Annotated in this window: 13 protein-coding genes and 3 tRNA genes; 4 read left to right on the top strand and 12 right to left on the bottom strand. The window is 48.7% G+C overall.

Going from position 1 to position 13,757, the window contains the following annotated elements; genetic code table 11:
* Window positions 1-426: 426 nt before the first annotated feature.
* The 5 genes from AC23NW_RS22810 to AC23NW_RS22790 form a co-directional block, all read right to left on the bottom strand.
* Entirely contained in the window at window positions 427-714 is a 288-nt protein-coding gene (locus AC23NW_RS22810; RefSeq protein WP_487452299.1) for a hypothetical protein, read from the bottom strand.
* Between the two features lie 15 nt (window positions 715-729).
* Entirely contained in the window at window positions 730-1,485 is a 756-nt protein-coding gene (locus AC23NW_RS22805; RefSeq protein ID WP_487452297.1) for a hypothetical protein, read from the bottom strand.
* Window positions 1,482-1,712, bottom strand: coding sequence for a hypothetical protein (locus tag AC23NW_RS22800; protein WP_487452295.1), 231 nt, complete (start codon window positions 1,710-1,712; stop codon window positions 1,482-1,484). Before AC23NW_RS22800 ends, AC23NW_RS22805 begins: the two co-directional genes overlap by 4 nt.
* 111 nt (window positions 1,713-1,823) lie before the next feature.
* Window positions 1,824-2,195 carry a hypothetical protein gene (locus AC23NW_RS22795; RefSeq protein ID WP_487452293.1) on the bottom strand — a complete coding sequence of 124 codons (372 nt, stop codon included), beginning with the start codon at window positions 2,193-2,195 and terminating at the stop codon, window positions 1,824-1,826.
* A gap of 5 nt (window positions 2,196-2,200) precedes the next feature.
* Window positions 2,201-4,372 (bottom strand): hypothetical protein, encoded by a 2,172-nt coding sequence (locus AC23NW_RS22790; protein WP_487452292.1) that lies wholly within the window; start codon window positions 4,370-4,372, stop codon window positions 2,201-2,203.
* A 1,485-nt stretch (window positions 4,373-5,857) separates the two neighbouring features.
* Between AC23NW_RS22790 and AC23NW_RS22785 the strand changes: the two genes are divergently transcribed.
* From AC23NW_RS22785 to AC23NW_RS22775, 3 genes are all read left to right on the top strand, one after another.
* Window positions 5,858-5,934, top strand: a tRNA-Phe gene (locus AC23NW_RS22785).
* Between the two features lie 2 nt (window positions 5,935-5,936).
* Window positions 5,937-6,019 (top strand) — tRNA-Tyr (locus tag AC23NW_RS22780).
* A gap of 27 nt (window positions 6,020-6,046) precedes the next feature.
* Window positions 6,047-6,132 (top strand) — tRNA-Ser (locus AC23NW_RS22775).
* 256 nt (window positions 6,133-6,388) lie between these two features.
* Here the strand turns inward: AC23NW_RS22775 and AC23NW_RS22770 are convergent.
* The 7 genes from AC23NW_RS22770 to AC23NW_RS22740 form a co-directional block, all read right to left on the bottom strand.
* Complete coding sequence (locus AC23NW_RS22770) at window positions 6,389-6,850, bottom strand: hypothetical protein (RefSeq protein ID WP_487452291.1); 462 nt, start codon at window positions 6,848-6,850, stop codon at window positions 6,389-6,391.
* Between the two features lie 77 nt (window positions 6,851-6,927).
* Window positions 6,928-7,464, bottom strand: coding sequence for a hypothetical protein (locus AC23NW_RS22765; RefSeq protein ID WP_487452289.1), 537 nt, complete (start codon window positions 7,462-7,464; stop codon window positions 6,928-6,930).
* A 28-nt stretch (window positions 7,465-7,492) separates the two neighbouring features.
* A complete protein-coding gene (locus tag AC23NW_RS22760; RefSeq protein WP_487452287.1) occupies window positions 7,493-7,780 on the bottom strand; it encodes a hypothetical protein in 288 nt (95 codons plus the stop codon).
* The gene (locus tag AC23NW_RS22755) at window positions 7,777-8,475 is read right to left on the bottom strand and encodes a hypothetical protein (RefSeq protein WP_487452285.1); all 699 of its coding nucleotides are present in this window, start codon (window positions 8,473-8,475) and stop codon (window positions 7,777-7,779) included. Before AC23NW_RS22755 ends, AC23NW_RS22760 begins: the two co-directional genes overlap by 4 nt.
* A 91-nt stretch (window positions 8,476-8,566) precedes the next feature.
* Window positions 8,567-9,367: a hypothetical protein gene (locus tag AC23NW_RS22750; RefSeq protein WP_487452283.1), complete on the bottom strand. Its 801-nt coding sequence runs from the start codon at window positions 9,365-9,367 to the stop codon at window positions 8,567-8,569.
* A 267-nt stretch (window positions 9,368-9,634) separates the two neighbouring features.
* The gene (locus tag AC23NW_RS22745; RefSeq protein WP_487452281.1) at window positions 9,635-10,036 is read right to left on the bottom strand and encodes a hypothetical protein; all 402 of its coding nucleotides are present in this window, start codon (window positions 10,034-10,036) and stop codon (window positions 9,635-9,637) included.
* 5 nt (window positions 10,037-10,041) lie between these two features.
* Window positions 10,042-10,494, bottom strand: a complete 453-nt coding sequence (locus AC23NW_RS22740) for a hypothetical protein (protein ID WP_487452279.1) — start codon at window positions 10,492-10,494, stop codon at window positions 10,042-10,044.
* A gap of 1,457 nt (window positions 10,495-11,951) precedes the next feature.
* On the opposite strand from AC23NW_RS22740, the gene AC23NW_RS22735 reads away from it, so the two are divergent.
* Window positions 11,952-13,679 (top strand): replication initiation protein, encoded by a 1,728-nt coding sequence (locus AC23NW_RS22735; RefSeq protein ID WP_487452277.1) that lies wholly within the window; start codon window positions 11,952-11,954, stop codon window positions 13,677-13,679.
* Window positions 13,680-13,757 lie beyond the last annotated feature (78 nt).

Here is a 13,757-nt window from a genome sequence, read left to right as displayed (position 1 = left end):
AGAGGGTTGAGCAGGAATCGGGGGTTAAGGGGAATCGGTGATTGGGGAGGTTCCCGGAAGGCTGGGGTGGGAAAACACAACCACCTCGCCCGGGCCGGCAAAGCCCCCCCGTGGTGGCACCGGAGGTGCCTCACCGCCAAGCGGGGAGGGCGGAGCGGCCCTATCAAGACATACCCGCAGGGACCTGCCGGAGGCAGGGGGCGGCTGGCTGACGCCAGGAGGGCAGCGCCCAATAAAGCCATGCCGTCAGGCACCAGCGGAGCTGGTGGGCCGTAGGCCTAACGGTAATTGCCGCTATCGTTTCTCAGGGCGAAGACCTGAGAAACACACTCAGTCGCCGGGGGCGACTGAGTGTGTTCTATTAATTGTTTAATGTAAAATATGCGCTAAAAAAACGCGGTATTCCCGCCGGGTAACAAGGTGGGGTTAAGATACCCCGATGACCTCATCCAGAATCTCCCGGAGCTGGTTGATGTACACAAAACCGACCCTATCGACGCCGGATTCAAAGTAGCGGCCTTCCCGGGCCTCCGTCAGTATCCGCTCAATAATGGCTGGTTCGGCTTCAGTAGCAGGGTGGGGTAGTAGGACCTCCCGGCAGATTTCCTCCAATTGGCTCAGATACAAAAAGCCCTCGGTATCGACCCCGCTGGTGAACCGGCGGTTTGCTTCCGCCCGGGCCAGAATATCGTTTTTTAATTGAGAAAAGGTCATCGTTGGGAAAAAGGATCAGAAGGGGAGATCATCGGTTGGCTCCTCCACGATCAGGGGTTTCGGTTTAACGAGAATGTCTTTTAGCCAACGCCATCGTAGCGGATTAATCTGGAAAAGGGGTGGCACGTAAAAAGTGGGGGAGCTGCTGCGATAAATAACCCGGTTCAACAAAAAATGGTACAGTCGCAGGCAGGTCCATCTTATCCGCTTGTACACAAAGACAGGGGTTGCCAATAGCCCGTTGGGGCGGGTCCCCCAGCCGTGAATTTCGGCCACGATCAGCCCGAAATGATCTCGCCTGAACAGCAGAAATAACCAGAGCCGGGCTTCGTGGGAAAAACGTGTCTTCTGCTTTTTTAAAATACCCATGATGGGTGTTTGGGCCTGCAACAGGGATTTGAACGGCTGGGGAATCTGTTCTTCCCGGTAGCGGCCCTCGGGACGGTGAAACACAAACCGACCTAAGCGGAACCGGACCAGAATAACGTAAGCCCGGGGTAGGTAGATACCCGTTCCGCAGCATTCGGGACAGTCTTCATTCTCCTCCTCGTAGTCATTATTCTGGTCAACCCCCGTGCCTTTACAGGTGTAGCATATCTTGGCCGGCAATATCTGAACGTCATGGCCGTCCGCCACACCGTAGCGATTCAGCAACGTTTCTTTGAGGTCGTAAAACAACTCCTTCGCTTTACCCTGACCGGGATAGCGGTTGGCGTGAAAGAGCCAGAACCCCAGCCGGGTCAAGGCCCACTGTCTTAGTCGGGGGATCATTGGCCGTCGGTTTTGTTCGGAGAAATCATAAATCCGGTCCCCGGCTTATAATCCGCTGTGTAGCCATTCCGGCGAATCATCGTCAGTAACAACCCTTCAATGGTTTGCTGATCGGCACGGTCTTCGGCGGTCTGGTTAAATGACACGGTTCGACCCAGTGTATGCAAGGTCGCTACGTACACGTCAACGGCTCTGGGTTCGGTCTTGGGTGCTGCTAAATAGCCCATGAAAAGGATGCCAGATTACGCCCTGACAAGGCATTGGTGAATGATGAACCTATCCTAAAGATACCACAATTGTCCCCGTTAAACCAGTGTGTTCAGGCATTGCCGCCCCTTTTATCTCCCGCTTGATTTTTTCGTTTGTCGGGTGGGTCGATCCCGATACCGGAGGAGTTCGTTAGCCGTATAGAGCCGACACCACAACCCGTCGATAAAGGCCATTGCCTCCCTGAAGGGATCATCGGACCGGTGACTGATAGTCGCTGTGGCCATTGCCCAGGCCCGGAGTTCAGCGGCAATACGACGGCTGATCCGCCTTTTACGCGTACCGGCCTGGGGGGTTAGCGTTGCTTCCAGATACTGCATGGCCGACAGAAACCGATCCAGGCCGGCAGCGTCACCGGCATAGCGGAGGGCCGTCATTTCCTTGTCGGCCCGGATGAGTTGCAGGAGCATGGCCCGGGCTTGGGGCGAAAGGGTTTGACGCATTAGTATTAGTGAGGTTGGCTGGGCGTTTCTTCGACTCGCTGGGCAATCCGGTTCAGACACGTTTTACACAAGAACACCTGTACCGTCATTCCATTGGGATGCTTTTCGGAACAAGGATCGTTGAGCAACGCATACGGATGCACATTGTTAAGAATCGAGTTGCCCTTGTAGGGCAAAAACTGATGCGACATATAGTTGCGGAAATAGGCCGGTAGCTGCATCCGGTCGGTGATCCCCAGTAGCAACATGAGTTGCCGGTAATGCTTGACATCAAAAATCAGTTTAGGCTTTGTATCCAGCTTATGCACATTGCAGACCCCGCAAACAGCTTTTGGTGTCGTCCCGTACCGGACACGGGGTTGATGGTATCCGATGGCAAAGGCCGTCCAGGAATATCGTCCGCTGTGCAGCGGTTGCTGACCGGGCCGGGTATGCAGCTTCGATTCCGGAGTCCACATAATCCAGTTGACACTCGTCGGCTCGGGCTTGTCAGTAAACGTCTGGTGCCCGTAAGCCTCCTCAATAATCATTTCCGGTGGCTCGGTTAGGGCCAGCGTAACCAGTCTGTCCAACTGTCCCGTGAGCATGACTTTCAGTGTGGCGGTGTCTTCGTCGCATCGCTCCTGGAGCGTTTTAAGGTTTTCCTTGATGACCTTGGCTTCGTCATTTAATACGGTCCATTTCATCAGCGTATCCAAAGCCTCGGGTGTGGCCAGCCAGTTGGCATCGTATTGGGAGGCCTGTCTGACCATTCCGTAGTTTTTGGGGACCAACGCGGTCGATTCCCCGTTCACGGACTCAATAATTTCACTCGCCCGGTGTTGATGCACCTTTTTCCAGCCCGTGAACTCGCCCTCATTTTCGCCCGTCGCCGTATTGGCCATCGGGTCAAAATTGGCACCCTCCAGCAGTTTTTGATCCAGATACCGGGTAGCCAGCATGAGTCGATGGGAGGGGGGCTGGTACATGATCTCTTCCAGTAAGCGCTCAGCCAGCATCATCAGGTAAAGCCGTTCACCAACACTCATGCGGGTAACCGGAACCGGGAGAATGTCCGGAAAATAGATCAGGGAGACGACGATGGAATCGTCATCATAGACGGCCCAGCCAACGGTCATGCCGTCCCGCTGAAAGACGTATTCAGCCCTGGACGTGTTGATCAGCCGCTCGGGATAGGTCAGCCGGGCATGAGTGAAGGGGAGATTCTTTTCTCCAAGCGTCTGTCGGCCAATTTCCAACAGGGTATCCTCCCGATTCTGGTCCACCTCACCGACCCGGGCCTTGATTTCAGCTGCCGACCGGACAATCTGTTCGGTGGCATTATTGCGCAGAATGCCGCCGAACTCCTGTTTCAACTGGGGAAGCTGTTCGACCCACTCATACGGCAGACCGATATGTTCATAGTGGCTTTCCTTGTTGCGCTGCGGGTTTCGGGACGTGGCCCGGTTCTGAGGATTGTAAAACTTCAACTGATCGGTCGCCATCCAGATCGTTCCCTTGTAGTGAATACTGATGACAAAGCTCGCATAATGAGTGCTGACCGGATCAAGTTTGATAAACAGGGAGACAATGACCTCTTCCCGTTGGGCTAACCAGTTCGACTGCCTATCCAGAAAACCAAACCAGGCTTCCAGCGAATGGCTGATGCCAACGGTGGGATAAATCCGGTAGGGAACTTCCGGGTTGAGTGAATCGCCCCCCGCCTTGTACTGGTACAGCTTGAACAGGCGTTTGCTAAGGGCATCTTCAATGTCCATCATCAGGTAAGGGTAGAACGCCTTGGGATCGGCCAGTTCTTCCGCCGAAAACATCCAGCTCCTGCCGAATCGCTCCTGGTTTTCCTGTAGGGTCTGATCCCGGTAACGGACTCCCCGTTGCGCGATTTCCCGCAGTAACGGGAGGTAGGTCAACAGCTTGGGGGGATCATTGGTAAGCAGGTCCGCCCGGCTGAACGAATTGAGCCACGGCATCCAGGTCTCAATAACGCTCTCCATGTGGATCATGGCCATTTCCGGCTTGCCCAGCCCGAGTAATTCGTAAGCACGACGTAGTTCATGGTCGCCCGTATAGACTTTGGTAACGCCCGTTCTGGCCCCTTCCTGCCGCCTTTCGGTGAAGCCCGAAAGTCGCGCCATTTCGTCAATTAACTCTTCATCGGATGCTTCCTTATGCTGCATAATGTGTATTGATACCTGTAATTACGCTGTCTATTCTCATCTACTAAAATACTATATACTCAACTGTAAATCAAGAAGTTAAAACCAAAACCTATCCTTTTTCTACCCTTTTGATTCGTCAATTTCTTACCATTTCTCTGTGAAAAAAGAGGGAAAAACACACAGCTACAGGTAAGGAAAAAGCGGAAAAAACACACAGCTACAGGTAAGGAAAAAGAGGAAAAAACACACAGCTACAGATAAGGTAAAAGCGGGAAAAACACACAGCTACAGGTAAGGAAAAAGCGGAATAAACACACAGCTACAGGTAAGGTAAAAGAGGAAAGGAAAAACATACAGCTACAGGTAAGGTAAAAGAGGAAAAATACACAGCTACAGGTAAGGTAAAAGCGGGAAAAACACACAGCTACAGGTAAAGAAAAAGAGGGAAAAACACACAGCTACAGGTAAGGAAAAAGAGGAATAAACACATAAAGGCTAATTGACCAGGAGCATAGGTCCTCTCCATTGAAAAATCTGGCTCCGTTGATAGCAGGCGTTATGTGGCAAGAGTGTATAAGGTTATAGAGGGCATTTTTGTGGCTTCTGAGCAACGTTCGGACAGCCGATGATTGGTGTCATCAAATCAGAAAATAGCCTGTTTTTGAGCATTTTGGAGGGCAAATAATAAAGTTTCAAAAAACTCAAAACAGTGACTTGCCCCCCCCGCCTCCTTTTTTTTGGGGACTGCCCTTGCTTGGGCGCTACGAATGGGAACGATTTCGGCAATCAGAGTAGTACATTCGGGGTTTTCAGTCGGGATAATTTGATTCCGGCCAGGAACAGTATTGAAGCGGTGACTGATCTGCGATTTGAGTTTATGATCGAACGCCTGGCAAAGCAGGCAGGCGGACCGTAACGGGGGATTACCTCCATAACATTCGTTACAATCTGGAAGCGGCCATCCAATGTTTAGAAGCCAGTGGCATTCCGGCTCATGAAGTGTTTACCCGCTCGTCGGTTTTCCATTATTTTTATCTGGAAGCGCGTCAGCTTTAGCCTGAATATACTGGCTTTTCAACGGTCATCGAAATAGAAGATGTACTCTCACGGATCGACAGTCGGACTCGGGAAATTGAAGCTGAAATAGGTTTGCAAATAGGTGCCGAAAAAAAATAGAAAAAAACCGGAAAATATTTTGAACTGAGAAAAATAAAGTAGAATTTTGCCTCACTGAAATAACAGCAGTTTTATTCATGAAAGCGCAGCATACATATTGTTCCTTCTTTTTTTATTCGTCGTTCTACGATGATGGGGGAGGAGCGTTTGTATCATAAATGATATTTCTGACGCACAAAGGGCCTCCCGGATTTTTCGGTGAGGCCCTTTTTTTTGTCGTGTAGTTTTTGTCCCGCAGCTCATGCGGTTTGGGGCTTGTCTGCAAAACAAGTACTGCCGAGTTCGACTCTCGGGCGGGACTCTAAGTAGAATGAAAGTGATTGATAAGGAACTGTAGCTCAGTTAGGTAGAGCGCTGGTCTGAAGAGCCAGGCGTCGCGCGTTCGATCCGCGCCGGTTCCACCAATGAGATTGTAGACCGTAGATGGTAGCGGGCTGGACTGTAAATCCAGTGCTTTTTGCTCCGGTGGTTCGAGTCCACCCAGTCCCACTTTTTTTGATATGGAATAAGAAATCTGGAGGTAGTCTGAATGGACGAAGGAGCAGTCTTGAAAACTGTCGCTCGCGTCATGTGAGTTGGGGGTTCGATTCCCTCTGCCTCCGCTAAAATTTATCTCAAATGAATTGAATAGATGACAGAAAATAGTACATGATAAATTCGCTTTTTTTTAGAAAAATCACTCGAAGAAATACCCTTTAAATCTGGGTTTTCTTTTGAAAATTTATTGCCAAATTTTTTTAATTAATTTATCTACTTATAGAAAGAAAAAACTGCTGTTCCAATCGCTCTGAAGGGATGGAACAGCGGTTTTTTCTTTGGACCTGATCCACAATCTCAGCAGGCATTTCACTAAACCGTCTATGATGATTTCTCCATCGCCTTCCGCAGGGCATTCCAAATATAAAATTCGGTCTCTCCGGCGGTCATGAGTTGAGCCGGAGAGGCCAGAAACGGGGCGATAGGCAGGGTATATAGCCAGGCATCACGCGTTGGCTGTACAAGGGACGATTTGCTGAGGGTAGGAAGCTGGGCACAGAAACTGGTGACCATGCCCATTAATGCCGCTTTGTTTTCAGGGCTGAAACAGCAAACATTCATGAACAGCAGAGAATCGGTGTCCTGAAGAAACAGATCGAATATGGCACCTTCCGGGGCAAGGGTCACCCGGCAGGTGAACGGTGTTTTTTCGATGACAAGGGAATGCTGGCCCAATCCCAGCCGGGAAAAAGGCCGGAAATGGCGTTCCGTGACGGGGAGAATGGTCGATGTATCCCGGTCCTGACTATCTTGACTAAGTGCGGTAATGTGTTGAACAATCATTTGGTATTGTTTCGGTAAAGATAAAAAGAGAATAGGAGTCAATTTTCGGTTGCATTGGGATTAGTGTGGTTTAAGGGTTAGAGATTATCGTGCTGTTCCTGCCATGTCAACCCGCCGTACAGTTCTCGTTCTGCGGCATCGGACTCCGCTACGGCTCGTGATACTCCAAGTGCATCCTTTCGATTCCAGAACTCCTCAATACCTCCTCCTTTCCAGTCGTTCACCTCTACCGCTTGATAGGTGCATAGGCTAAGAAAGGCTTCTTGGAGCCTATACCGCTCCTGCTGGGTGAAGGTGGAAGTAATTTCCCGGGGTAGCTCTTCCCCAGCCTGGTAGGAAACCTTGCTCAAGAATATTTCGAGGTAAGTCCATGTGGGTTCGGTCATTTGAACAAAGTATAGTAGACTTTGGCCTTTACCGGCAGAGATCAAAAGCCAGATACTGGTTGGGGAAACGTTTTGCGGAAAATTCTTCGATACACCATACAGCTCGACCGTATAGATTTGGCCAGCATGTTCAAAGATTTTCGGCCAGTCAACTGCGACGTATGAATTGTTTGTGTACTCATCGCGGTTTTCGTAGTGAGAGATTTTACGCACATGAAAGGCTTGCATAGGATATTGGGGTTTTATTTACGATCCATCACGAATATGCCTCGTGGTGTAGTCCTTCCAGAAAAGCGTATTCAGTCGCAAGCCTGAATTTAACAGATTTTTCTTCTTCTACGTCCCGGAGCAGTACGGCGGCTCCTAATTCCATCAACAGTCCCTGGATAGAATCCTCTTTGGTTTTCCTCAGTTTCGTGATGTCAATTTCTTTATCCGGCTTTCGAATCCCCATCAGCGTTTCATGGCCCATTCGAAAATGTCTGTCGTAGGCATTCTGGCCTATTATAGCCAGAATGTCGTCTTTATTCATTAATGGTTTCATTTCAAAAGCGTAGAAAGGTTATCAATATTCTCTTTGCCTGCGATAGCCGAAAGGGGAACCCGCAGGTAAAGAACAGGCGAGGAATGGGTATCAAAATCCCCTCCAACACCGATCCCTATTGTTCCCTGGGAAAATAACTCATACCCATCAATGAGTACTCCGTTGGTAATGTATTCTGAACGGTGCAGGTGAATTTCGCTCAGTACAAAGCCTTTCGTACAGAAGGTCTGCCGAATATAAAGCCCATCGAATGTTGTTGTATCATTGCGGACTGTATCCCGAACCATTACCCGGACGGCGTTGGCCCAGCGATTCAGGAACGCAGCACTTATTGTCTCCAGATAAACCGACGAATTCTCATTACGGGAATAAGCCACTGGTGAATACGGCTCATATAGGTCCTCGTACCCGTAAAACTCCCTTTCACTGATTTTTTCAATGAACGCGGGTAACCCCGGGATTTCCCGGCTAATATAGTAAATCGGCGGGATCTCAGCCAGTTTGGCAAAACCATTGATACGCCCGATCCGCACAAAGTAGCCTATTTCGTCCGGAGCATAAGGATTGTGGTTAATGATTTCGCCCCGGTACTGCTTCCCGTCAGGCATGGATACCGTACAGTAAATGTCGGTGTCCTGGAGGGAAAAGTCCATCAGCGTTAGCTGATGCTCTTTTCCTGCTTTAATTGGTTCCATGTTATAAAGGTTTTTTGACTGTTGCGTTGCAACCCTCCTTTCTGTGGATCAAATAACCTTTCGGTCCCTACTGTGTGTTTAATGCGCTCGGTTAGTCCTGATACCGATACACTGGCTGGGATTCGACGGGAACCTGCGGGGCCATTTCGGACATGGCCTTCAGAGAAACCGCCGTATGATACGTTCCGTCAAGTGTGAGCAGATACCGAAGCTGCCGGTAATACTGGATGGTCTGACCCTGGCCGGGAGTCGATTGGCGAACGGAAAACAGAACCTCCACCGGGCAGGGACGGTTCGCTTTCAGATCGACGGCGCAATAGGACTGCCCCCGCTGGCTCAGCAAGGCATACGCGCCCACAACCGTTTGGGTTGGTTCTCCCGTTGCTACGCCAGACCCCGGCGCAAAGCTATTCAGCGACAGCTTCACACCCTTGACCATAGCCGCCCCGAATTGGGCTGCCGTTGCTGGTTCGGGTTGCATTTCGGCTTCCTCCAGACTTTGGTAAAACTCAAAAACCGGGGACCACTGATAATGGGAGCCACCTGATTCCGTCCGGTATTCCCATTCAATTTCAAAGCCCATATACCGCAGGCATTCAACCGGCGTAGTCAGACAACACGGCGAACCGGTGCCCAGACAGGAGGTAGGGGTTAGCCGGGCCTGAGCATTGAAATGAAGGGGCAGCACGTCACCCTCCCGGTAGAATCGTCGGGTGTCTCCGGCCAGAACGCCAAGGCTGAATTCAGGTAAGCCATCCCAATGCCACTTCCCGGGATCTGCCAGCACGACCACCGCTCCCCCACAAACCCGGGGGGGCTTCTGTCGTCCTGTTTTACGAATTAAATATAGCTCCTGAAGGAATTTATAGGTTGTGTAGGTAGTCTGTTTCAAGATGGCTGATATTAATTAATGTTCCATTTTTATACAGTAAATATAGCGCCAATCATATTAACACAAAAGTATAAAACACTGTATATCAAACTTTTATGTCCCATTTGATTCTTATTTACAATAAGGCATACCTTCACAAGCATAAATCAATCATTTAATTTCATAACACCTGGTAGACATTCCAGACAAATAAATCTTAAAACCCGTGTTAGAATGTCCAGTCAAATGTAGCAACTCCAGAATGTACAAAGAAGGCTATTTAGATGACTAATTAAGATTCCGCAAAATGGGAAAAAGATGGTCAGGCAGTGGGGTGATACTCCCCAATATACCGGTCAGTTCGTCTTCCAGTACAGCCTTCAGGGTTTTCTCCGTCAAACTATCCCAACGAGTCTGCCGATCTGCATGATCTACCGGCAAATCCCGGATCAGCGTCAGCGACAAGGCACTTGCTTCTCCTTCAAGTTTTAGGAATCGGTATCCGGTCGAGGTATTTAGTTCGACCACTAATGCCTTATGAACATTATCGGCATACAGACAGAGTAAGGGAAGCCGGGGCAGTCCCCGGGGGCGTAGCACCCGGTTAAGCAGCCAAAGCAGTTGCCAGATAACCGGTTCGACTGAATCGGTTTTCGCCTGATAGGAAAAGGTAGTTCGTTTTTTGGACATGATGGTTAAGCGGTTTGAAGGCACTGTTGACGGTACTCCATAGCTGCCGTTTCCATTTCGGTAACGGTGAGTGTTTCCAGAGCCATTAGTTTGCTCCGGATCGTGGCCGAATGCAGATTCCAGGGTCGGGCCTCTTCGAGCATTTTCTGGTATTGACGCTGGATGAACTGACCCAGCCCCTTGTGGGAGAAATGTTGGATTTTTTCGGGAATTGACCAATACACCGCAGGGTCGCTCCGGCGCAGGAATTCGGCTTCCGTTTTTGGCTGATCTGATCCCCCGTCAAAAACCCGGGTGAAACCTTTCCCGATCTGCCGGAACAGCGTAAAGCGGTAGCCATATTGTTTCACCAGCAAATGGTCACCCTCAATCCGCAGGATGCAGGAGGGGTCTACCGTAGCCCGTAACCAAGCATATTCTTTGGCATACCAGTTTATAAATTGTTCCTGTAGGGTCATCGTCTTGTGAGGTTGGTTAAATCGCTTACCAAAGATACCCAAACACGGCCCCTAAAAAAAGCACAACTCATTCGCAATCAATCCTTTACCTCCCTATTGATTCGTATCTTAATCACCCTGACAGACCTCTTAGGACAGGCATTGATGTGAACAGGTAGTTACCAGGTTCATGAGTCGGGCATGGACAGCAGTTCTTTTAAGCCCTCATTTAAGCCCCTAAATCTGGCCGTGGTGCCACGATCCTGGCATTTGCCTACCCTTGTATCGAAAAGGGCGCTAATCGCTTCTGTGGCCCTCTTTTTCGCTTTTTTAGTGGCTTTACCCAAACAAGCAAGCTCGTGTGGCCCGATGCAACGTTTTATCACTAAAATACTTAATTTAGTGACATCGGCTACAGGCTCAACAAAAAAGGGTGGTCGTTGAGAAAATGTTCCCTTGAAGCGAACGATCTTTTTTTTGTAGGGGCTTATCAACCCTTTTCTGCACAAAAAAAAGAGAAAATAAAGAAACAACAACAGCCTAACGCAGTACATTTTAATTGTTGTTGTCTTTTCTTATTAATTAAAAAAAATTTTACATAAGGCATTTACTAATATTAGAAGGCGCGTAAGTTACTGACTATCAGTAATTTATAAAGAGAAAAGTGGGAAATTTCCCCCCTTTAATGGGAAATTTCCCCCCCCTCGATGGAATATGTTACCTACAAAAATGGAATATGTTACCTATAAAAGTGGGTTTTGTTACCTACAAAAATGGAATATGTTACCTATAAAAGTGGGAAATTTCCCCTGCCTTTTATTGCCTATGTGGATAACATTGTCTACTTTTCGACTCAAAAACCGGCATGAAGTAGAGAATACGGGGGGAAATTGGCCTGTCAGGGTAGAAAAGTGGGAAATTTCCCCTGCTTTAATGGGAGATTTCCCCCGGGTAATAAGGTGCGCGAAAGGTGGGTGCAAAATGTGTTAAATGGGATATTTCACCCCCTTGGAATAAACACTTGTAACGTACTTTAGTGTCATAATAAATAGTTCGATTTATATTATAAAACTTTAAAAATGGCTGCTCAACTGGGACTAAAGTGGGAAAAAAGCCCCGTTTTTGTACGGACTGAAATCACGCATAAATTGCTGAATTACAAGAATATACAATCAAAAGCCAACACGTTTGTACAACATGGAAAAACAATTGACATTCATTAAGAAGTCAGGTGAGGTTGTGGGGGGCGCAACGAACTTAATGTATGGCCAGGGCGGCTCCTTCGGGAGGTGATCCGTATTCTGGTCTCTCTGGTGTTTGGGCAAATCTCCAAACCCTTAGATGATCCTGGTTACGTTCTGTTGACCTTCAACAAGGGATTGAGCAAGGAACTCTTCTATCTGACGCAGCAAATGGCCGAAAGTCATCAAAACGGGGCGCACTAACGTCTCGAAGCCCAACCTAAACAAACCAAGCGAATGGCAACTCCAAAAGACTCTAAACGGCAGGCTGTGAGTGCGGTAAAGGCCGCAAAAGTGTCCAGAAATACCAAATCGACCCGAAGCCAGAAGAAGAAGGATAAGTATAAGCAGCCGATGGTTATCAAGAAGTCCAATCGGATCATTGAGGCACGGTACTATCTGAGTTTGTGGGAGATGCGAATATTTCAGGAGATGATTGAACGTGTCCAGCCCAATGCTGAATCATTTGAACCGGCAGTTATTCCCATTAAACAGTTTTCGAAAAAGTTTGGCGTTACCGGTGGCAAGGCCTATGAACTGGTGAGGCTGGCTGCGATTGATCTGGCCAGGCGAGTAGTTCACCTGGTCGAAGAAGGTGAACATGGGCGACGGTTAGTAATGCGACCTCTGGCTGTACGGGTAGATATACCGGCAGACGCGTTTCCGCAAGGGGATGCCAACTCGTATGTCGTACTTAAATTCAATGATGAATTAAAGCCCGAACTCCTTCAACTCTCCAAGCACTACACCCAGTACATCGGCGAATGGACCACGCTGCTTAAGACCTCTTATGCCATTCGTATTTATGAGATAATGTGTATGATCCGTTTCCGCCGGGAGCGGGAATATACCCTGACTGAGTTTCGGGAAATGATTGGGGCGCTTTCCTATAAGGACAGTGGGATGAAATACAAGGATAAGGATGTTGCCAAAACCTATGCCGAACTTAATAGGAGTATTCTAAGACCATCCCATGCCCAGATTGTCGAAAAAACGGATATTCTCTTTGATTATGAACCAGTCTATGACTCATCGGGTCCTCATCTGAATAAGCCCGGAATTTCAGGTATCCGTTTTTTTAACATCCGACTGAAAACCGAAGGCAGTGGTATTGTTCTGCCTCCATCGAATGAAGAGGTAACGGAAATAGAAGAAACGAACCTGACACTCGAAGATATTATGTTTGGAGGGGGACGATCAGCCGCTGAACCGGCCTTGATAGAGGGGACGGAAGCTGAGATACGTCCCACGAATCTGTTTGGTGAGTACCAGCCGGAAGGCAAAAAGAAACCCGGTCGTAAAGCGAAAGTCAAATCCGATGATGAGGAGGTGAATCAACTCGGCGAAAGGGCTATAAAACTCGGCGTCACCCGGACGTATATGAACATCGCTCTGGAAACTCATCCTTTGGAACGGATTCGGGTGGCCCTGGAAATTCTGGCCGGAAAAAGTTCACAGACAGGTAAGGAAAAAATCGGCAATCCAACGGGCTATTTCTACAAACTCGTCAATACGGAAGGGCTGGAAGATCAGTATGGTGATTTGTTGAAGGCTCAGGAGGTAGCTCAGGAAAATATTGAGGAACAGAAACGCAAAGCCCAGGAGGTGGCCGAACTCAAGAAAGAGCTAAAACGACGGGAAGCGGAACGGGATCAGGCAAACTGGGATATTAATCAGGATCAGATCAATGCCCTGACGGAAATATTTTCGAACGATCCCGGTTTTCACCGGACGATCTATGATACAGTTACAGCACTGCCGTTCCTTCAAAAAGTGATTCCTCCTTTGCTCCAGAAATGCAAAAGCGAATATCTCTATGCGACCCAGTTGAGTACTTACTTCTTCAATGAGGCCTATAAACAACGGCCAATGGACCCTGTTTTTACTCCAGTACTGCTGTCGATGGAGCAAATGAACATCATCGAGCAACGGATTCAGGAAATCAATCGACTCCTGAGCCGGTAGCGGAACAGAGGGCACTGATTCGCAATTCGCGAATTGCGAATCAGTGCCGTGGCATCAAAAAAAGATGGAGTCAATTAG

The sequence above is a fragment of the Arsenicibacter sp. R0_47 genome (genome assembly GCF_057652235.1).
Note: the sequence above shows the minus strand (reverse complement) of the source record. Positions and strands in the feature narration are given on the sequence as shown.